The sequence below is a fragment of the Altererythrobacter sp. BO-6 genome (assembly GCF_011047315.1).
Classification (GTDB): Bacteria; Pseudomonadota; Alphaproteobacteria; order Sphingomonadales; family Sphingomonadaceae; genus Erythrobacter.
Genome location: NZ_CP049259.1, coordinates 1352538 through 1370110, shown reverse-complemented (window position 1 = coordinate 1370110; position 17573 = coordinate 1352538). Strand labels below are relative to the sequence as shown.

Sequence of the window (17573 nt, the reverse complement as noted above, 5' to 3'; positions counted from 1 at the left end):
CCATGGCTGCCTATCTGGTCGCCTGCTACGATATCACCGACGAAGCGGGCTATGCGCCCTATCCTGCGGCAGTGGCCCCCACATTGCTTCCGTTTGAAGGTGAGCTGATTGCTGCCGATTTCGATAGCGAGACAATGGAGGGAGACGCCAGGCGCGTGACGGTGATCGTCAAATTCCCGTCAAAGGCAATTGCGCGCGAATGGCACGCATCACCCGCTTATCGCGCTGTGGCGCCCCTTCGGACCGACCATACCGAGAGCAGTGTCGTGATAGTGGATGGTGTTTCGGGTTAAGCTAGCCGGAACCGGCCTGTGCCCAGCGAATGAGCGAGCATTCCGGCCTTGGCCTGGCAGTTCACGTCGCAAACAGGCTGTCGAGGTTCTCAAACGCCTTCATCTCGATTGCATTGCCGGCCGGGTCGCGGAAAAACATCGTCGCCTGCTCGCCCGGTTGCCCCTTGAAGCGGATGGTGGGCTCGATCACGAATTCGGTGCCTGCCGCCGTCAGCCGGTCAGCCAGCGCCTGCCAGTCCTCCATCTGCAGCACGATGCCGAAATGCGGCACCGGCACGCCGTGCCCGTCGACATGGTTGCTGGTGCGGTCGCCAGCGCAGTCGGGCGCCAGGTGGGCCACGATCTGGTGGCCGAAGAAATCGAAATCGATCCACTCGTCCGACGAACGCCCTTCGCCGCAGCCCATCACGCCGCGATAGAAGGCGCGCGCGGCGTCGAGATCGTCAACCGGAAAGGCGAGATGGAAGGGGCGCAGGCTCATACGATGTTATCTACCGCACAATTCTGGCCGCGCAATCGCATTGCCATCTGTTCAGCCTCGACACCGTAACGATGAACGCCTAGTGCGAAGCGGCACAGAGCGGAGCACCGGCATGAAGCTGATCATCGGCAACAAGAACTATTCGAGCTGGTCCTTGCGCGGCTGGCTGGCGGCCAAGCAGTCGGGGCTCCATTTTGATGAGCTGATCGTCAATATCGATGGCGACGAATGGGGCCAGCGCAAGCAGGCGATGGACGAAGTCCAGCCGAGCCACGGCAAGGTGCCGATCCTGTGGGACGGCGATACCGTGGTGTGGGACAGCCTGGCGATCATGGAATACCTTGCCGACAAGGTCGGGCGCGAGCGCTACTGGCCCAAAGAGGAAAACGCGCGCGGCATGGCCCGCGCGATGGTAGCGGAAATGCATTCCTCCTTCCTGTCGCTGCGGAGGGAGATGCCGATGAATGTGCGCCGCCGGATCCCACTCGCCGACCTGAGCGACCCGACCAAACACGATGTGGTCCGCATTCTGACCCTGTGGGCCGAGGCGCGCGCGCGCTTTGGTGGCAGCGGCCCGTTCCTGTTCGGTACTTTCGGTGCGGCGGATATTTTCTACGCCCCGGTCGTTACCCGCTTCGTAACCTATGGCGTGGGCGTTCCCGGTTTCGCCCAGGCCTATATCGAAGCGATCTGGGAGCATCAGTGGATGCAGGAATGGATCGCCGCGGCGGAGCATGAAGAGTGGGTGATCGAACAATACGAAATGGTGCAGTGATGTTTCATCGCATTGCCGCGGCGCTGATCGGAGTGGCGCTGCTCCTGCCCGTGCCGGCCCAGGCCTGGGGCTTCTATGCCCACAGCGTGACCGCGCAGATTGCGGAAGCCAATATCAGCCCGCACGGCCGGCGCGAGATTGCGCGGTTGCTGCGTTACGAAGCCTTGCTGGGCACGCCCGAATGCCGCATGCGCACGCTGTCTGAAGCGGCTGTTTGGGCCGATTGCGTGCGGCGCGATGGCTGGCGCTGGGGCTTTACGGCTGCCTGGCATTATCGCACCACACCGATCTGCGAGGCCTATAACCCGCGCGCCAATTGCTCGGGCGGCAATTGCGTGACTGCACAGATCGAGCGCGCCCACCGGATGCTTGCCGACGAACGCCTGCCCGCGCATATCCGGCTGGAAGCACTGGCGTTCATGGTGCACTTTGCAGGCGACATCCACATGCCGCTCCATTCGGGCGACAAGGACGATCGCGGGGGCAATGATCGCGAGGCCAGCTATGGCATTGTGCCCGGCATGAACCTGCACTGGATCTGGGACGGGGCGCTGGCCGAACGCGCAATCACCAGCGGGCCCGACGAAGTGATCCGCCGCTACAGCGCACAGGAACGTGCGGAGCTCGCTGGCGGCACCCCGGCCGACTGGGGACGCGAAAGCTGGCAGATCGCGCGCGATTTCGTTTATCCCAACGCTTTCGATCGCGATGCCTGCGCGGGTGACTTGCCGGACGAAACGGCACTGACGCAGGAGGATATCGTGGAGGCGGTACCGGTCGCACGTCGTCGGGTGCAGCAGGCAGGCCTGCGAATTGCGGATCTGCTGGAAAGCGCTTTCGCGCCGGGGCCGCTGCCGCAGCCGGAGCGCGAGCGGCGCTAGGGTATTCGCGTGGTGGGATAGCGGGTGCCATCCTTGCGCGCATATCCTTCCGGGTCGAACACCATGTCGATATCGGGGTATTCGCCCCAATCCTCGTCGCGCGAGCCCGCGCTGATCGCCACGAACACGCAGTCGCTGCCAGAGTGGTTCTGCAGGTGATGACCGTTGCGCTCACCCGCCGGCCAGGCCAGCACATCGCCCGCGCGCACCGTGGTCTCTTCGCCATCCTCCACCAGCACCGCCTCGCCTTCGAGCATCACCAGCAGCTCGTCTTGCCCGGCATGCCAGTGGCGCTGGCTCGACCAGGCGCCGGGCTTCAGCACGACATGGCTCGCGCCCATCAGTGTCAGCCCGGCAGGCGGCGCCAGGCGGCGATACCAGCGCCCCTCCACCTCGCGGTCGAACGGCGCGGGGTAGCCGGTGACATTGGTCTGGGGGATGGCGGCAAGATCGAGCTTGGGCATTGGCGAAAACTCCTGCTAATCGCCGCAAGATGAACCACACCGCCGATCTCGCCAAGCGTCTGATTGCTGCACCCAGCGTCACCCCGGCAACGGGCGAAGTGTTCGATGTGCTCCAAGCGATGCTTTCGCCGCTGGGTTTCGAGGTCCATCGCTTCACCCGCGGTGACGGAGAGGAGGGCAGCGAAGACGCGCCGGTCGAGAACCTCTTTGCGATCCGCCGCGGACCTGAAGGTTCGAAGCACTTTGCCTTTGCCGGGCACGTCGATGTCGTGCCGCCGGGTGAGGGCTGGACCAGCGCACCGTTCGAACCTGAAGTGCGCGGTGAACTGCTCCATGGGCGCGGTGCGGTCGATATGAAGGGCGCGATCGCGGCGATGGTGGCGGCGGTTGCCGACGTGCGGCAGGAATTGGGCACGATCAGCTTCATCATCACCGGTGACGAGGAAGGCCCCGCGCTGCATGGCACGCGCGCGCTCATCGACTTCATGCGCGAAAATGGCCACCAGCCTGACCTGTGCCTGGTGGGTGAGCCGACCTCGGTCCACCGGTTAGGCGACATGATGAAGATCGGGCGGCGCGGCTCGGTCAATATCTGGCTGGAAGTCGATGGCACGCAGGGTCACGTCGCCTATCCGCATCTGGCCGACAATCCGCTGCCGCGCATGGTGGCGATGCTGAGTGAGCTCAACAGCCTCCATCTCGATGATGGGACCGAGTGGTTCCAGCCATCCAACCTCGAGATTACCGAGATCGACGTGCCCAACCGCGCGCACAATGTGATCCCGGCGAAGGCCAAGGCGCGCATCTCGATCCGCTTCAATGACCAGCATTCGGGCGCATCGCTGTCGCGCAAAGTGGTGGAGATTGCGGAGAAACACGGTGGCAGCGCCCGTCCGGTGATTTCGGGCGAGCCGTTCCTGACGCCGCCCGGTGCCTTCTCGCAGATGATTGCCGATGCGGTGAAGGCCGAGACCGGGCTTGACCCGGAACCTTCGACCACCGGCGGCACGTCCGACGCACGCTTCCTGCGCGCCGTGTGCCCGGTGATCGAATTCGGCCTGTGCAACGCAACTATGCACAAGCGCGACGAAGCGGTGGCCATGGCTGACCTCGATACGCTAAGCCGCATTTACGCGCGCGTGGCCCAGGCCGCGCTGGCACAATAATAACTCGGAAGGATCGCAATGGGCGCCTGGTTCAGAATTCCACTGTGGCAACGCGTGATCGGTGCGCTGGTGCTTGGCGTCGCGCTTGGCCTGTTCTGGGGTCCGGAAGCCGAAAGCATCAAGTGGATCGGCGATTTCTTCATCAAGTCGATCAAGATGCTGGTTGTCCCGCTGATCTTCTTCAGCCTGGTGGCCGGCGTAGCGGCGATCGGCGATCTCAGGAAACTGGGCGCCGTGGGCGGGCGGGCGATGCTGTTGTTCGTCGTGACCGGCCAGATCGCTGTATGGCTGGGCCTTGCGCTCGGCACCGCGGCGGTCAATCTCGGCCTGTTCCCGAGCAAGGAAGATCTTGGCACACCCAATGTGCCCACGCCCGAACCCAATCCGACCACTGCAGTCGACATGATCCTCTCGATCGTGCCCGAAAGCCCGGTCCAGGTGATGGCCGATGTTGCGGTGCTGCCGCTGATCGTCTTCTCGCTGCTGATCGGGATCGGCATCCTGATGGCAAAGGAAGAAGGCGAGCCGGTTCAGAAGATCTTCGATAGCGGCTCGGTGATCATGCAGAAGGTCACCATGATCGTGATGGAGTTGACCCCGTTCGGCGTTTTCGCGCTGATGGCATGGGTAGCAGGTACGTTGGGGGTTGAAGCGCTCAAGGCGCTCAGCTGGCTGGTGGTGCTCAACTACACCGGCTGCCTGCTGATCATCCTTGTGATGTACAGTTCGATGATCAAGTTCCTGGCGAAACTGCCGGTGGTCGACTTCTTCCGAGGTATCGTCGATGCGATTGCGGTCAGCTATTCCACCGCCAGTTCGAATGCCACGCTGCCGGTGACGCTGCGCTGCGCCGAGCGCAACCTCGGCATTCCCAATTCGATTGCTGCGTTTGTGATCTCGCTGGGGGCGACGATCAACATGAACGGCACGGCGATGTATCTGGGGCTGGCAACGCTGTTCGGGGCGAGCATCTTCGGGGTCGATTTGACATGGGGCCAGTATTTCCTGATCTCGATCCTGGCGACCCTGGGGGCAGTGGGCGCAGCGGGCATTCCCGGCGCGGGGCTGATCATGATGGCGCTGGTGTTCGGCGCAGTCGGCGTGCCGCTGGAAACGATCGCTTTCGTGGCGGGCGTTGACCGGATCATGGACATGATGCGCACCACCACCAATGTCAGCGGTGACGCTGCCGTGGCGACGACCGTTGCGAGCATGCTGGGCGAAATCGACAAGGCAGAGATGATCAGCGCGGACGACGTCTGAACGCGCTGGCAGACTGACGGATTACCTCAATCCTGCGGCGCGGGTGTTTCTTCGCCGCTCTCGTTCGGCTTTGCAGCCTGTCCCACCGGACAATTGCGCGTGCAGACGGTGGTCGCCGAAGGGTTGAGCCTGCCGCTCACCCGGATTGAGGCGCCGTTGCCCAGCGTGTAGCCGGGCGCATCGGTGTTCTCGAGCACGTCGATGTCGGAGGCAATCGCTTGCGGTGCACCGGCCTGGCGCTGAGTGCCGCGGGCTGAACGCGGAGTGCCGCGCGGCTGGACAGAGATCGCGCTGGTCGCGCGGCGCATGGTGCCCGAGATGGCCGAACCAAGCGATTGCTGTGCCTTGGCCTGGCCGCTTCCGGAGCCGGACAGTATTATGGCGGTCTCCGCTGCGTCCTGTGCATATGCAGGCGGCACGAGAGTCAAGATCAATGCAAGACTGCCAGCTATCGTTGCATTCCGGAGTGTCATCGGTCCGTCTCCCGCAATAGAGCGAGAAAGACTGCGCCTGATTCGGCCGCTTGGCAAGCGGAGCGGCAATATCGTTCCGAAGCGGGATGCGGTGCCTATCGTCCCTTCGGCTTCTCCAGCACCTTCTTTTTGAAGCTGCACAAATCAGCCACCTTGCAGCGCCAGCATTCAGGCGTCCGCGCCTTGCAGGTGTAGCGGCCATGCAGGATCAGCCAGTGATGCGCGTGCAGGCGAAAGGGCTGCGGCACGCGCTTCTCCAGCTTTACCTCGACCGCTTCGGGCGTCTTCCCCTTGGCGAGGCCGGTGCGGTTCCCCACCCGGAAGATGTGCGTGTCGACCGCGAAGGTTTCCTGTTTGAACCAGCAATTGAGCACGACATTGGCGGTCTTGCGGCCGACTCCGGGCAGCCTGACCAGTTCTTCGCGACTGTCAGGCACTTCGCCGCCGTAGTCGTCGACCAGGATTTGCGAGAGCGCGATCACGTTCTTCGCTTTCGAATTGAACAGGCCGATCGTCTTGATGTGATCTTTCAGCCCGTCTTCGCCCAGTTCAATCATTTGTGCGGGCGTCTTGACCTTGCGGAACAGTTCGCGAGTGGCCTTGTTGACGCCGACATCGGTCGCTTGCGCTGACAGGACCACCGCCACCACCAGCTGGTAAGCATTGCCATATTCCAGCTCGGTTTCAGGCTCGGGATTGTCCTCTGCCAACCGCCGGAAGAATTCGAAAATCTGGTCCCTGGTCATGCGTTCGCGTTCAAAGACCCAGGACCTGCGCCATGGTGTAGCGGCCCGGCTGCTTGCCGATCAGCCAAGCAGCCGCCTTCACTGCGCCATTGGCAAAGATCATCCGATTTTCAGCGAGGTGTGACAGCGTTATGCGTTCCTCATTGCCGGCAAAGATTACGCTGTGATCGCCCGCGACCGTTCCGCCGCGCAGTGCAGCAAAGCCGATCGCGCCCTTCTCGCGCGCGCCAGTGTGCCCGTCTCGACCGCTCTCCCTATGCGCCGCTAGCTCGATACCCCGCCCTTCGGCGGCAGCTTCGCCCAGCAGGATTGCCGTGCCGGACGGTGCATCGACCTTCATCCGGTGATGCATTTCGACAATCTCGATGTCCCAATCCGGCCCCAGCCTGGTGGCCGCCTCGCGCACGAGATGCGCCAGCAGCGTGACCCCAAGCGACGTATTGCCCGTTTGGAGGATCGGCACCACTCGCGCGGCATTGTCGATCGCGGTGTGGTGGGCCTGTGTAAGGCCCGTCGTGCCGATCACCAGCGGCACCCCTGCTCCCACGGCTGCGTGGAGATTACCCTCCAGTGCCGCGGGTGCCGAGAAATCGATCAGCACATCGCAATTGTCGGCAAGCTGCGCTGCATCGTCGCCTGCGTCGACTCCGCCTGCGATGGCGTGGCCCGCATCGGCGATGGCCTGCTGCAGGGCCTGGCCCATGCGCCCCTTGTGTCCGATGATTCCCAATTGCGCCATTGCGTTTCCTTTGCCCTATCGCTTCGCTACTTGAGGGCAATGACAGAGATACGCAACATCGTGATCCTAACGGGAGCGGGCATTTCCGCAGAAAGCGGGATCGATACCTTCCGCGATGCCGGGGGGCTATGGGAACAGCACCGGGTGGAGGATGTTGCGACGCCGGAAGGCTTTGCGCGCGATCCCGACCTGGTGCTGGGCTTCTATGACATGCGGCGCGCGGCTTTGGCGAAGGTTCAGCCTAATGCCGCGCATCGGGCGCTGGCGCGGCTGGAAACGGAGTTTTCCGGTGATTTGCTGATCGTGACGCAGAATGTCGACGATTTGCACGAGCGGGGCGGGGCGAAACGCGTGCTCCACATGCATGGCGAACTCAAAAGCGCGCTTTGCCTCTCGTGCGAAATGCGCGGCCCGTGGGACGCGCCCATGCTGGACCGCCCGCCGTGCCCGGTTTGCCAGGCGCGGTCCTTAAGGCCCGACGTGGTCTGGTTTGGCGAGATGCCGTATCAGATGGACCGCATCTATCGCGCGCTGCGCGAAGCAGACCTGTTCGTCAGCATTGGGACTTCAGGAGCCGTCTATCCGGCGGCTGGATTTGTGCGCGATGCGCGCGAACTCGGTGCGCGGACGCTCGAACTCAACCTGGAACGCAGCGAGGGCTCGCATTGGTTCCACGAAAGCCGTCAGGGGCCAGCGGGCGAATTGGTACCGGAGTGGGTGGATGAGGTGTTAGGCGGTTGAACCGCAGGCCTTGCACGCCGGATCCTTCGCGATTCGGAGCGTGCGCATCCCCGGCGCCATGCCGTCGAGCACATGCAGCTTGCCCCATTGCGGATCGCCGAAAGTACTGACGCCGTCAAGCAGCACGCGCACCGCCTGCATCGCGGCGAAGCTGCCGGCCCACCCTGCCATCGCGCCGAGCATCCCGTCCTCGGCGCAGGTGTCGCAATCCTCCGCATCGAAGGCATCGCCCACGAAGCACCGATAGCAGGCCTGATCCGGTAAATGGCCGGCGAAAGCGCCGACCTGGCCTTGGAACCGGCCAACTGCCGCGCTCAGCAGCGGAATGCCCGCCACAACACAGGCGTCCGACACGGCGAGGCGCGTGGCGAAATTATCCGTCCCGTCGAGCACCAGGTCTGCGTCGGCAATCAGGTCACCTGCATTTTCTGCAGTGATCCGGCGGTCGCTGATCGTGACTTCCAGCGCTTCGTCGAAATTGGCGAGCCAGCGCCGCGCGCTGGTCGCCTTGCCATGGCCGACATCACGCGTGGTGAAGATCGTCTGGCGCTGAAGGTTCGAGGCGTCGACCGTGTCGTCATCGACCAGCGTGAAGCGGCCGATTCCTGCAGCGGCGAGATATTGCAGGGCGGGGGATCCGATCCCCCCAAGGCCGACCAGCGCGATATGTTTGCCAGCCAGCGCCACCTGCCCCGCGCCGCCCACTTCGGGCAGGACGATATGGCGCGCAAACCGGTCGAGGCGGGCTGGTGACAAGGTCATGGGAAGGCTGTTTACAACCTGTGCACGGCCTGTCGACAGGCCTGTGCGTAGACCTGTCGATGAAGCTGTCTGCGATCTGTTGAAATTGTGTGCGAATTAACTTTCCAGCTGGCGCAGCAGGCTGCGCACGTCACCGTCCATATCGGCGTCGCGCTTGCGCAGGTCTTCGATCAACCGCACCGCGTGAATAACCGTCGAATGATCGCGCCCGCCGAACTTGCGCCCGATTTCGGGATAGCTGCGCGGGGTGAGGACCTTCGAGAGGTACATTGCCACCTGACGTGGGCGCACGACCGCGCGGGCACGCCGCTTTGAGCTCATTTCCGCTCGGTCGATGCGATAGAACTGGCACACGGTGCGCTGGATCTCGTCGATGGTGATCCGGCGGCGATTGGCCGACAGGATGTCGGTCAGCTGCTCTTCGGCCAGATGGAGCGAAACTTCCTGCCCGGTCAGCTGGGCATAGGCGATCAGCTTGTTGAGGCCGCCCACCAGCTCGCGCACGTTGCGGGTGATGGTGCGAGCGAGGAAATCGATCACATCGTCCGGCACATCGAGTGGAGCGAAGCGGGTCAGCTTCGATTCGAGGATCGAGCGACGCAGCTCGATATCGGCTGGCTGGATATCGGCGACGAGGCCCATCGATAGACGGCTGAGCAGGCGCGGTTCGACCCCGTCGAGCGCTTGCGGCGCGCGGTCGGCGGCGAACACCAGGCGCTTGCCTTCAGCCAGCAGCGCATCGATCGTATAGAGCAGCTCTTCCTGCGCGCTGGCCTTGCCGATGATGAACTGGATGTCGTCCACCAGCAACAGGTCAAAGCTGCGCAGGCGCGCCTTGAACTCGATCATCTGGTTGGCTTTGAGCGCCTGGACGAATTCGACCATGAAGCGCTCGGCGCTGCAATAGAAGATGCGCGTGCGCGGATGGGCGGTCAGATAGGAATGGCCAATCGCGTGGAGCAGGTGGGTCTTGCCCTGTCCGGTAGCGGCCTTAAGGTAGAGCGGCGAGAACTGCGGCTGTTCGGTTGCGGCCATCCGCTCCGCCGCGTTCTTTGCCAGCACATTGGTTTCGCCGGTGACGAAGGCGGCAAAGGTCAGCGAGGGATCAAGCCCGACCGAGCTGGTGAAGCCCGCATCGCCGATGGTCCCGGCGGCGACAGCGATCACACTAGTGTCGGCGTCATTGGCCGGCCTGCGCCCGCCATCGAGCATCAGCTCGGGCAGCTGGCGACGACCCGGGTGCACGGAGATGCGCACCTTGCGGACATCGCTGCGCATGATCTTCCACGCCAGCTGCAGCCGGTCATGAAAGCGGTCATTGACCCAGTTGGCGGAAAATTCGGTTGGCAGGAAAAGATCGAGCGTGCCCGATTCCTTGCAGATGCTGCCCAGCTGGATCGGCTTGATCCACTGGCTGTGGAGCTGGTGACCCAGATCCTTGCGCAGGCCCTGGCTGATGTCGGCCCAGTCGGCGGCGAGATTTACGGCTTCGGCGTCTTCCATCAGATCTTCGTCGATCGCCCGCTTTGCCACCCGCGCCTTGTCATTTTTCTGGACCATTCCCCAACCAATCCTACACCATCCCCGATCGCACGCCGAGGGCAATTATATACCAGACACGATGGCAAAGCTTCGCCCACACCCGGAAACCATGTTTCCAGGCGTCCCCCCATCGCTTCAGCTTGTAAAAACCCGGGCTGTCCCGCCCCAGGCAGTTTTCGTTTATCTACGCCTGCGCCGCTTAGGCAAGAGGCTGGAGCGTAAAAAAGAGAAATAATTCGGTTGACTCGGGTCAAACCCGCAGCCTTGCGTTGAAGTTATTGAAAAATAACATTTCCACCGGCTTCGATGATGCGAATCGTGGAAAAACCTAGGGTTTCGGGCAATGCCGTGCTCCGCTGCGGGACAAAACAAAAGGGCCGCACCCTTTTCGGGGCGGCCCTTGAGCTTATTGGTCCGGCTTCTGGCAGTCTAAATGCTGCCAGCAGTGCGAATCAGAGCGCCGCGACTCGCTTGGTCAGGCGGCTCATTTTCCGCGCAACAGTGTTCTTGTGCAGCACGCCGCGGGCAACGCCGCGGGCCAGCTCAGGCTGGGCTGCCTTGAGCGCCTCAGCAGCGGCGGGCTTGTCGCCAGCTTCACATGCCGCCTCGACCTTCTTCACGAAGGTGCGGATGCGGCTCATGCGCGCACCGTTGATTTCGGCGCGGCGGTTGTTGCGGCGGATGCGCTTCTTGGCTTGCGGCGTATTGGCCATGTCTGTCCTTGTCTCTCGACCGCCCGATGCGGCCGGATAAATCGCTATTTAGGTTGCACGAAAAGCGGCGATTCCTCGCCGGAAAGCGCGCCACATAGTCGCGACTTGGCGAATCGTCAAGAACGGCGTCACTTCTGGCACTTCGGGCAGAACCAGGTGCTGCGCCCGCCTTGGGCGAAACGGCGAATGACGCCGCCGTCGGCCCGCCGACAAGCCTCACCCTCGCGTCCGTAGACGTCGAAGCGGGTGGCGAAATAGCCCAGCTCGCCATCGGGTTGGGCGTAATCGCGCAGGGTCGAGCCGCCATCGCGGATCGATTGTTCCAGCACGTCGCGGATCGCCGGGACCAGCCGCTCAAATTGAGGGCGCGTGACTTTGCCGGCCGGTTTGCGCGGATGGATCCCCGCGCGCCATAGCGCCTCGCAGACATATATGTTGCCGAGCCCAGCCACGATCCGCTGGTCGAGCAGGCACAGCTTGATCGACTGGTTGCGACCTTTCAGCGCGGCCTTGAGATGCACGGCGGTCAGGCCTGGGCCAAGCGGCTCGGGGCCCATGGCCGCGAAGGTGGGCCAGCGTTCCAGTTCTTCAGTCGAGACCAGATCGACCGAGCCGAACCGGCGCGGATCGTTGAGCACAAAGCGATGATCGTCAGTTTCAAGGACGACGTGGTCGTGCCGGTCACCCGTGGCTGGGTTGATCCGCCAGGTCCCGCTCATGCCCAGGTGGAACACCATCGTGTGGTCGCGATCGGTATGGATCAGTCCGTATTTCGCGCGGCGCGACAGGCCCGTCACCTGTGCCCCGGTCAGCACTTGCACCAGTTCGGGTGGGAAGGGTCGGCGCAAATCGGCTCGGTTCAGCGTCACGCGGGTGATGCGCGCACCATCGAGGAACCGCGCCAGCCCGCGAACCGTTGTCTCAACCTCTGGAAGTTCTGGCATGGGGCGGCTTTATCACCCTTTGACCGAGTGGCAATTCCATCTAAGGCGCAGAGCCATGAGTGATAAGGTTTCCTTCGGCTACGAAGACGTAGCCCCCGACGAGAAGACCCGCCGGGTTGGCGCCGTCTTTTCCAACGTTGCGCGCAAGTATGACATCATGAACGATGCCATGTCGGGCGGGATGCACCGCCTTTGGAAGGACCGCTTCGTGCGCCGGGTCAAGCCGCAGCCGCATGAGGCGATCCTCGATATGGCCGGCGGCACGGGCGACATCGCGTTTCGCATGGCAGCTCGCGGCGCGGATGTGACCGTGGCCGACATCAACCAGGACATGCTCGACGTGGGCGTCGAGCGGGCGATGGAGCGCGGGATCGATGGCCTCGTATGGTCCTGCCAGAATGCCGAGACGCTGAGCTATCCGGCGAACACTTTCGATGCCTATACGATCGTGTTCGGGATCCGGAATGTCACCCATATCGACAAAGCCCTGCGGGAAGCGCACCGGGTGCTGAAACCGGGCGGGCGTTTTTTCTGCATGGAATTCGGCACAACCGACTGGCCCGGCTTCAAGGAAATCTACGATCTCTATTCGCATCAGCTTATGCCCAAGCTGGGCAAGGCGATCGCCGATGATGAAGAAAGCTATCGCTATCTTGCCGAATCGATCCGCCGGTTTCCGCTGGCGCATGAATTCGAGCGCATGATCCGGGATCCAGGATTTGTGAACACTCGGGTCGAGAAGATCCTGGGCGGTGCGGTGAACATCCATTCGGGGTGGAAGGTTTAGGGTGCCACGGCCTGCCACGCATATCTTCCGGCTCCTGAAGTGGGGCCGCACGCTGGCGCGGCACGGCGCGCTGCGCGGGATCGAGCGCGATCCCAATACGCCGCTGCCCGTCAAGCGACTGGCGCGGGATTGCGCGCTTCGCGACTTTCCAGCCTGCGACGCCGGACTATGCCGGGGCGTTCAAGGATATTGGCCCGGCCGCGATCAAGCTGGGCCAGACGCTGGCTACCCGTCCTGATCTTGTGGGCGAGGAGGCGGCCAATAATCTCCTGACCCTGCAGGACAATCTGCCGCCAGTTCCCTTCAACGAGATCGAGGCTGCCATTGCGGCAACATTCGACAAACCATTGTCGGAGCTGTTCCAGCATATCGATCCCGAGCCGGTTGGCGCGGCGTCGATCGCGCAAGTCCACCGTGCCGTTACAAGTGACGGGCGCGACGTGGCTGTAAAAGTGCTGCGCCCGGGCATTCGCGAGCGTTTTGCCAGCGATATCGCCACCTATGAATGGGCCGCGGCGCATCTCGAAGTACTGGGCAGCGACGAAGCGCGCCGCCTGCGCCCGCAGCTGACCATTGCCAATTTCAAGCGCTGGACCAATCGTGAGCTCGACCTGCGGCGCGAGGCCGCCTCCGCATCCGAACTGGCAGAGATGATGAAGGGCTTTGCCGGCTACCGCGTGCCTCAGGTCGACTGGGACCGCACCAATGGCAGGGTGATGACGATCGAATGGATCGACGGCGTCAAGATCAGCAAGGTCGAAGAACTGAAGGCGCGCGGGCATGACTTGCCTGTACTGGCCGAGCGGTTGGTGCTGGCCTTCCTGACGCAGGCGATCAGCGGTGGCTATTTTCATGCTGACATGCACCAGGGCAATCTGTTCGTCGAGGATGACGGCACGATCGTGGCGATCGATTTCGGCATCATGGGGCGGATTGACCGGCGCGCGCGGATGTGGCTCGCGGAAATCCTCTATGGCCTGACCACGGGTAATTACCGCCGCGTAGCGGAAATCCATTTCGAAGCGCAATATGTGCCGAGCTATCATTCGGTCGAGGAATTCGCGACTGCGCTGCGCGCTGTTGGCGAGCCGATGCGCGGCAAGCCGGTGAGCGAGCTCAGCGTTGGCCAGATGCTCGACGGTCTATTTGCGATCACCCGCGATTTCGACATGCAGACCCAGCCGCACCTGCTGCTGCTGCAAAAGACCATGGTAATGGTCGAAGGGATCGCGACCCAGCTCAATCCGCAGATCAACATGTGGGACACTTCGGCGCCCTATGTCCGCAATTGGGTGCGCGACGAGCTGGGCCCCGAGGCGGCGCTCGCCGATGCGATCCGCGAGAATGTGTCGACCCTGCTGCGCCTGCCCGATCTGCTGCGCCGGGTGGAGGACAAGTTCCCGGCCAAGGGTGGCGCGCCCGAGCCGCCACCGCTGCCGGAAATCGAACTGATCGTTGGACCGACTGCGCGCAAGGGACGCAGCTGGCCGCGTTACCTGCTGGCGGCGGTGATCGGCGCCGGGCTTGCGCTGGGGGGCATGGCGCTTTGGAACTAGATGCGGGGGCGCGCGCTCCGGTTTCGATCCTTCAGTCGATAGCGCTGGGCTTCATCACCGCTCTTGCGAGCGGCATTCTCGGTGCCTTCCTGTTTATCGCCGGCCTGGTTGTCGCCGATCCGACCGAGTTGACTGATACCAGCTTGGGCCAAGGCTTGGCTGAGCTTCTTTTCATGTTCGTTTTCGTTGCACTCTTCGGCGCGCTATACGCGCTGATCTTTTCGTGGTTTCCCATCGCGATCGTCGGCTTGGCGATGCAGCGGGCTGCATGTCGCTGGCCCTTCCTCTGGAGCCGACCGGCCCATAGCTTCGTGGGTGCGATCTGCGGGATCGCCCTTTCGCTTCTCGGGGTCCGGGACGGCCGATTCGAGACATTCGACCTGCTTCTACTGCTCTATGGCGCCCTATGCGGCATCTTTGCCGCGCTATTCTTTCGCTACCTGGCCAACAAGTTACCTTCTGCCTAGTCCTCGCCCTCGAACGAAGTGTGCGGCAGCACGCGGCTGCAGATCAGCGCCACAATCACCGTAACCGCTTCGACCAGCATCGGCTGCCAGAACAGGTCATGCGGGCCATCGGCAATCAGCGTCACGACCCGTCCGACCAGTGCGATTGCCATCAGGGCGGCGGAAACCAGCAGTGGATCGCCCTTGCGGGCATAGGCTCCCCAGATCAGGCAGCCGCCGGCGACAATGAAGAAAGCGGTCATGTCCGCCCGGATCGATGCCATGCCCATGGTGCCTTGCGGAGCGATTCCGAAATTTGCGCCTGAGCCGACCGGGTCCAGCAAAAAGCCGATTCCCATCAGCACAAAGAACAGCCCGCCCACGAACAGCAATGCGCGCAGCATCAAAATCATGGATATCTCTCCCCGCTCCTCGCACCATAGTTAGCTGCATGTTAGGAAAGCGCTAGGTAAAACTTAACCACTATGTCGCAGGGTTGGCTGGGGCTGGCTGTGCGGCTAGGCTCGATGCGTAATATGAATGGGGAGCTCGGCGCGATCATGTGTGTGACGCAACCCGCAGCCACAGGGAATGGCTTGTGAGCGGTGCGGGACCGAAGATTTTGCTCGTGGTTGGCGGCGGGATCGCGGCCTACAAGTCATGCGAGCTTGTTCGCCTCATCCGCAAGGGTGGGGGCGATGTCACCTGCGTGCTGACCGAAGGCGGGCAGCAATTCGTCACGCCGATGGCGCTGGCCGCGCTCAGTGAAAATCCGGTTCATACGACGCTGTGGGATCTCAAGAACGAAGTCGAGATGGGGCATATCCAGCTCAGCCGGGAGGCTGACCTGCTGGTGGTGTGCCCGGCGACGGCCGACCTGATGGCGAAGATGGCGGCGGGGATTGCCGACGACCTGGCCACCACGCTGATCCTCGCCACCGACAAGCCGGTGATGGCAGTCCCCGCCATGAATGTGCGGATGTGGGAGCATGAGGCGACCAAGCGCAATGTCACTTGGCTGCGTCAGGCCGGCGTGACCGTGATCGATCCCGATGAAGGCGCGATGGCCTGTGGCGAATTCGGCTATGGTCGTTTGCCCGAACCCGAAGTGATCTGGGCCGCAATTGCCGAACGCTTCGGCATCGAAGTCGAACTACCCGCCAAACCGGCGCAGCCCGCTCTGGTCGAGGCTGACGAGGCCGAAGAGGATGCGGATATCGTCGAAGCGCTCGAGCCGGAGGTCGCGCCCAGGGGCGGCGGACTCGGCGGACTGCTTTCCTCGCTAATCCCGCGCTCGACACCCAAGCGCACCGCGGAAGAAATCGAAGCCGAATTCCTTGCCGAAGAGGAAGCCGCGCGGCTGGCTGCCGAAGCCGAAGCCGCCGAACAAGCGGTCGAGGCCGATGAAGCCACTGATGAAGTCGCTCCAATTGCCGAAGGGCCTATCCTGGCAAAGAAGGGCGCCGCAAGCTCTGCCCCGCCGACCGATCCCGATGCGATCAACCACACCGTCAAGACCGGCGCGGGCGATGCCCTGCCAGAGCCGGTCGAAGGCGAGGAAGCGGAAGAATTCGAGCCCGTCGTCGAGCCCGGCGATGTCGAAGCCGAAGAGGCTGACGCGCTTGGCGGCGCGGGCTTCAAGGTCAAGAAGGGCCATCGGCCGCTCGACGGCAAGCATGTGCTGGTTACCGCTGGCCCCACTTGGGAAGCGATCGACCCGGTGCGCTACATTGCCAATCGTTCGTCGGGCAAGCAGGGCTTCACTATCGCCGCAGCGGCAGCTGCGCTGGGGGCCAAGGTCACGCTGGTGGCAGGTCCCGTGGCGCTCAAGACCCCGGAAGGCGTTGCCCGAGTCGATGTCGAAAGCGCGCAGGACATGTCCGAAGCCGTCAAGAAGGCCATGCCGGCAGATATCGCCGTAATGGTAGCGGCGGTTGCCGACTGGCGGCCCAAGGAATATCGCGCTGAAAAGATGAAGAAGCGCGGCTCTGCGCCGCCGGCTCTCGTGCTGACCGAAAACCCGGACATCCTGACCAATGTTGCCGCCGCGACCGAGCGGCCGCGACTGGTCGTGGGCTTCGCCGCGGAGACCGAGGACGTGCTCGAAAACGCCAAGAAGAAGCGCAAGCGTAAAGCGGCCGACTGGATCGTTGCCAACGACGTTTCCGGCAATGTGATGGGTGGTGACATGAACCGGGTCCACATCATAAGTGAGGACGGTGTCGAAAGCCTGGAAGAAATGCCCAAGCTGGAAGTGGCGATGGCGCTGGTCCAGCGGATGTCCGATGCTCTGGCGGAAAAGGAAGCGCATGGCTGAACGGGTTGCGGTGCAGGTCAAGCGCTTGCCCAACGGAGTGGGTCTGGACCTGCCGCATTATGCCACCAGCGGGGCAGCGGGCATGGATGTGGTCTCGGCCGAGACGGTTACGCTGGCGCCGGGTTCGCGCTATGCCGTGGCGACCGGCCTCGCGCTGGCCATCCCGCAAGGCTATGAAATCCAGGTGCGCCCGCGCAGCGGGCTGGCGCTCAAGCATGGCATCACCGTGCCCAACACGCCCGGCACGATCGACAGCGATTATCGCGGCGAGCTGAAGGTGATCCTCATCAACCATGGCGCCGATCCCTTCCCGATCGCGCGCGGAGACCGCGTGGCGCAGCTGGTGCTGGCCCCTGTGACGCAAGCAAAGTGGGACGAGGTCGAGGAACTGGATGACACGGCGCGCGGCGCCGGCGGTTTTGGTTCGACCGGTGGTCACCAGGCGCTTTAGCCGACCTGCTTGATCAAAATGCAAAGGGCGGCG

20 protein-coding genes and 1 pseudogene are annotated in these 17573 nt (G+C 63.1%); 11 read left to right on the top strand and 10 right to left on the bottom strand.

The window, feature by feature from the left end; all coding sequences use genetic code 11:
• The first annotated feature begins 2 nt into the window (after window positions 1-2).
• The gene (locus G6N82_RS06715) at window positions 3-293 is read left to right on the top strand and encodes a DUF1330 domain-containing protein (RefSeq protein ID WP_165194972.1); all 291 of its coding nucleotides are present in this window, start codon (window positions 3-5) and stop codon (window positions 291-293) included.
• A 61-nt stretch (window positions 294-354) separates the two neighbouring features.
• Here G6N82_RS06715 and G6N82_RS06710 read toward each other — a convergent pair whose 3' ends face one another.
• A complete protein-coding gene (locus G6N82_RS06710; RefSeq protein WP_165194970.1) occupies window positions 355-774 on the bottom strand; it encodes a VOC family protein in 420 nt (139 codons plus the stop codon).
• Between the two features lie 112 nt (window positions 775-886).
• Between G6N82_RS06710 and G6N82_RS06705 the strand changes: the two genes are divergently transcribed.
• Entirely contained in the window at window positions 887-1549 is a 663-nt protein-coding gene (locus G6N82_RS06705; protein WP_165194968.1) for a glutathione S-transferase family protein, read from the top strand.
• The gene (locus G6N82_RS06700) at window positions 1549-2430 is read left to right on the top strand and encodes a S1/P1 nuclease (RefSeq protein ID WP_165198025.1); all 882 of its coding nucleotides are present in this window, start codon (window positions 1549-1551) and stop codon (window positions 2428-2430) included. Before G6N82_RS06705 ends, G6N82_RS06700 begins: the two co-directional genes overlap by 1 nt.
• On the opposite strand, the gene G6N82_RS06695 is transcribed toward G6N82_RS06700, so the two are convergent.
• Complete coding sequence (locus G6N82_RS06695) at window positions 2427-2894, bottom strand: cupin domain-containing protein (RefSeq protein WP_165194966.1); 468 nt, start codon at window positions 2892-2894, stop codon at window positions 2427-2429. The genes G6N82_RS06700 and G6N82_RS06695 overlap by 4 nt on opposite strands.
• Before the next feature lie 29 nt (window positions 2895-2923).
• On the opposite strand from G6N82_RS06695, the gene dapE reads away from it, so the two are divergent.
• Both dapE and G6N82_RS06685 read left to right on the top strand, forming a co-directional pair.
• The gene (dapE, locus tag G6N82_RS06690; RefSeq protein ID WP_165194964.1) at window positions 2924-4060 is read left to right on the top strand and encodes a succinyl-diaminopimelate desuccinylase; all 1137 of its coding nucleotides are present in this window, start codon (window positions 2924-2926) and stop codon (window positions 4058-4060) included.
• 18 nt (window positions 4061-4078) lie between these two features.
• On the top strand, window positions 4079-5323 hold the full coding sequence (locus G6N82_RS06685; RefSeq protein ID WP_165194962.1) for a dicarboxylate/amino acid:cation symporter: 1245 nt from the start codon (window positions 4079-4081) through the stop codon (window positions 5321-5323).
• 26 nt (window positions 5324-5349) lie between these two features.
• Here G6N82_RS06685 and G6N82_RS06680 read toward each other — a convergent pair whose 3' ends face one another.
• The 3 genes from G6N82_RS06680 to dapB all read right to left on the bottom strand — a co-directional run bounded on the left by G6N82_RS06680 (window position 5350) and on the right by dapB (window position 7281).
• Window positions 5350-5757, bottom strand: a complete 408-nt coding sequence (locus G6N82_RS06680) for a hypothetical protein (protein ID WP_206520323.1) — start codon at window positions 5755-5757, stop codon at window positions 5350-5352.
• A 134-nt stretch (window positions 5758-5891) separates the two neighbouring features.
• Entirely contained in the window at window positions 5892-6542 is a 651-nt protein-coding gene (gene nth / locus G6N82_RS06675) for an endonuclease III (RefSeq protein ID WP_165194958.1), read from the bottom strand.
• 10 nt (window positions 6543-6552) lie between these two features.
• Window positions 6553-7281 carry a 4-hydroxy-tetrahydrodipicolinate reductase gene (dapB, locus tag G6N82_RS06670; protein WP_165194956.1) on the bottom strand — a complete coding sequence of 243 codons (729 nt, stop codon included), beginning with the start codon at window positions 7279-7281 and terminating at the stop codon, window positions 6553-6555.
• A gap of 39 nt (window positions 7282-7320) precedes the next feature.
• Between dapB and G6N82_RS06665 the strand changes: the two genes are divergently transcribed.
• Window positions 7321-8022: an NAD-dependent deacylase gene (locus G6N82_RS06665; protein WP_165194954.1), complete on the top strand. Its 702-nt coding sequence runs from the start codon at window positions 7321-7323 to the stop codon at window positions 8020-8022.
• Here the strand turns inward: G6N82_RS06665 and G6N82_RS06660 are convergent.
• From G6N82_RS06660 to mutM, 4 genes are all read right to left on the bottom strand, one after another.
• Window positions 8011-8784 (bottom strand): HesA/MoeB/ThiF family protein, encoded by a 774-nt coding sequence (locus tag G6N82_RS06660; protein WP_206520322.1) that lies wholly within the window; start codon window positions 8782-8784, stop codon window positions 8011-8013. The genes G6N82_RS06665 and G6N82_RS06660 overlap by 12 nt on opposite strands.
• Window positions 8785-8880: 96 nt before the next feature.
• Window positions 8881-10344, bottom strand: a complete 1464-nt coding sequence (gene dnaA / locus G6N82_RS06655) for a chromosomal replication initiator protein DnaA (RefSeq protein WP_165194952.1) — start codon at window positions 10342-10344, stop codon at window positions 8881-8883.
• Between the two features lie 434 nt (window positions 10345-10778).
• Complete coding sequence (gene rpsT / locus G6N82_RS06650; RefSeq protein WP_165194950.1) at window positions 10779-11039, bottom strand: 30S ribosomal protein S20; 261 nt, start codon at window positions 11037-11039, stop codon at window positions 10779-10781.
• A gap of 128 nt (window positions 11040-11167) precedes the next feature.
• Entirely contained in the window at window positions 11168-11983 is an 816-nt protein-coding gene (gene mutM / locus G6N82_RS06645) for a bifunctional DNA-formamidopyrimidine glycosylase/DNA-(apurinic or apyrimidinic site) lyase (RefSeq protein ID WP_165194948.1), read from the bottom strand.
• A gap of 55 nt (window positions 11984-12038) precedes the next feature.
• On the opposite strand from mutM, the gene G6N82_RS06640 reads away from it, so the two are divergent.
• The 3 genes and pseudogenes from G6N82_RS06640 to G6N82_RS06630 all read left to right on the top strand — a co-directional run bounded on the left by G6N82_RS06640 (window position 12039) and on the right by G6N82_RS06630 (window position 14793).
• The gene (locus G6N82_RS06640; RefSeq protein ID WP_165194946.1) at window positions 12039-12770 is read left to right on the top strand and encodes a class I SAM-dependent methyltransferase; all 732 of its coding nucleotides are present in this window, start codon (window positions 12039-12041) and stop codon (window positions 12768-12770) included.
• A gap of 1 nt (window position 12771) precedes the next feature.
• Window positions 12772-14326, top strand: a pseudogene (ubiB, locus tag G6N82_RS06635) (2-polyprenylphenol 6-hydroxylase).
• Window positions 14317-14793, top strand: a complete 477-nt coding sequence (locus G6N82_RS06630) for a hypothetical protein (protein WP_165194944.1) — start codon at window positions 14317-14319, stop codon at window positions 14791-14793. Before ubiB ends, G6N82_RS06630 begins: the two are co-directional and overlap by 10 nt.
• Here the strand turns inward: G6N82_RS06630 and G6N82_RS06625 are convergent.
• Window positions 14790-15185: a DUF4345 family protein gene (locus G6N82_RS06625; protein WP_165194942.1), complete on the bottom strand. Its 396-nt coding sequence runs from the start codon at window positions 15183-15185 to the stop codon at window positions 14790-14792. The two genes, G6N82_RS06630 and G6N82_RS06625, sit on opposite strands and share 4 nt — an antisense overlap.
• Window positions 15186-15370: 185 nt before the next feature.
• Here G6N82_RS06625 and G6N82_RS06620 point away from each other — a divergent pair, with 185 nt between their 5' ends.
• Window positions 15371-17089 (top strand): bifunctional phosphopantothenoylcysteine decarboxylase/phosphopantothenate synthase, encoded by a 1719-nt coding sequence (locus G6N82_RS06620; protein ID WP_165194940.1) that lies wholly within the window; start codon window positions 15371-15373, stop codon window positions 17087-17089.
• Window positions 17082-17540 (top strand): dUTP diphosphatase, encoded by a 459-nt coding sequence (gene dut, locus G6N82_RS06615; RefSeq protein ID WP_165194938.1) that lies wholly within the window; start codon window positions 17082-17084, stop codon window positions 17538-17540. Before G6N82_RS06620 ends, dut begins: the two co-directional genes overlap by 8 nt.
• Window positions 17541-17573: the final 33 nt, after the last annotated feature.

Bases quoted from the DNA above. Each gene is read 5' to 3' on its own strand.
- G6N82_RS06715 (WP_165194972.1), top strand. From the start codon at position 3: ATGGCTGCCTATCTGGTCGCCTGCTACGATATCACCGACGAAGCGGGC.
- G6N82_RS06710 (WP_165194970.1), bottom strand. From the start codon at position 774: ATGAGCCTGCGCCCCTTCCATCTCGCCTTTCCGGTTGACGATCTCGAC.
- G6N82_RS06705 (WP_165194968.1), top strand. From the start codon at position 887: ATGAAGCTGATCATCGGCAACAAGAACTATTCGAGCTGGTCCTTGCGC.
- G6N82_RS06700 (WP_165198025.1), top strand. From the start codon at position 1,549: ATGTTTCATCGCATTGCCGCGGCGCTGATCGGAGTGGCGCTGCTCCTG.
- G6N82_RS06695 (WP_165194966.1), bottom strand. From the start codon at position 2,894: ATGCCCAAGCTCGATCTTGCCGCCATCCCCCAGACCAATGTCACCGGC.
- dapE (WP_165194964.1), top strand. From the start codon at position 2,924: ATGAACCACACCGCCGATCTCGCCAAGCGTCTGATTGCTGCACCCAGC.
- G6N82_RS06685 (WP_165194962.1), top strand. From the start codon at position 4,079: ATGGGCGCCTGGTTCAGAATTCCACTGTGGCAACGCGTGATCGGTGCG.
- nth (WP_165194958.1), bottom strand. From the start codon at position 6,542: ATGACCAGGGACCAGATTTTCGAATTCTTCCGGCGGTTGGCAGAGGAC.
- dapB (WP_165194956.1), bottom strand. From the start codon at position 7,281: ATGGCGCAATTGGGAATCATCGGACACAAGGGGCGCATGGGCCAGGCC.
- G6N82_RS06665 (WP_165194954.1), top strand. From the start codon at position 7,321: ATGACAGAGATACGCAACATCGTGATCCTAACGGGAGCGGGCATTTCC.
- G6N82_RS06660 (WP_206520322.1), bottom strand. From the start codon at position 8,784: ATGACCTTGTCACCAGCCCGCCTCGACCGGTTTGCGCGCCATATCGTC.
- dnaA (WP_165194952.1), bottom strand. From the start codon at position 10,344: ATGGTCCAGAAAAATGACAAGGCGCGGGTGGCAAAGCGGGCGATCGAC.
- rpsT (WP_165194950.1), bottom strand. From the start codon at position 11,039: ATGGCCAATACGCCGCAAGCCAAGAAGCGCATCCGCCGCAACAACCGC.
- mutM (WP_165194948.1), bottom strand. From the start codon at position 11,983: ATGCCAGAACTTCCAGAGGTTGAGACAACGGTTCGCGGGCTGGCGCGG.
- G6N82_RS06640 (WP_165194946.1), top strand. From the start codon at position 12,039: ATGAGTGATAAGGTTTCCTTCGGCTACGAAGACGTAGCCCCCGACGAG.
- G6N82_RS06625 (WP_165194942.1), bottom strand. From the start codon at position 15,185: ATGATTTTGATGCTGCGCGCATTGCTGTTCGTGGGCGGGCTGTTCTTT.
- dut (WP_165194938.1), top strand. From the start codon at position 17,082: ATGGCTGAACGGGTTGCGGTGCAGGTCAAGCGCTTGCCCAACGGAGTG.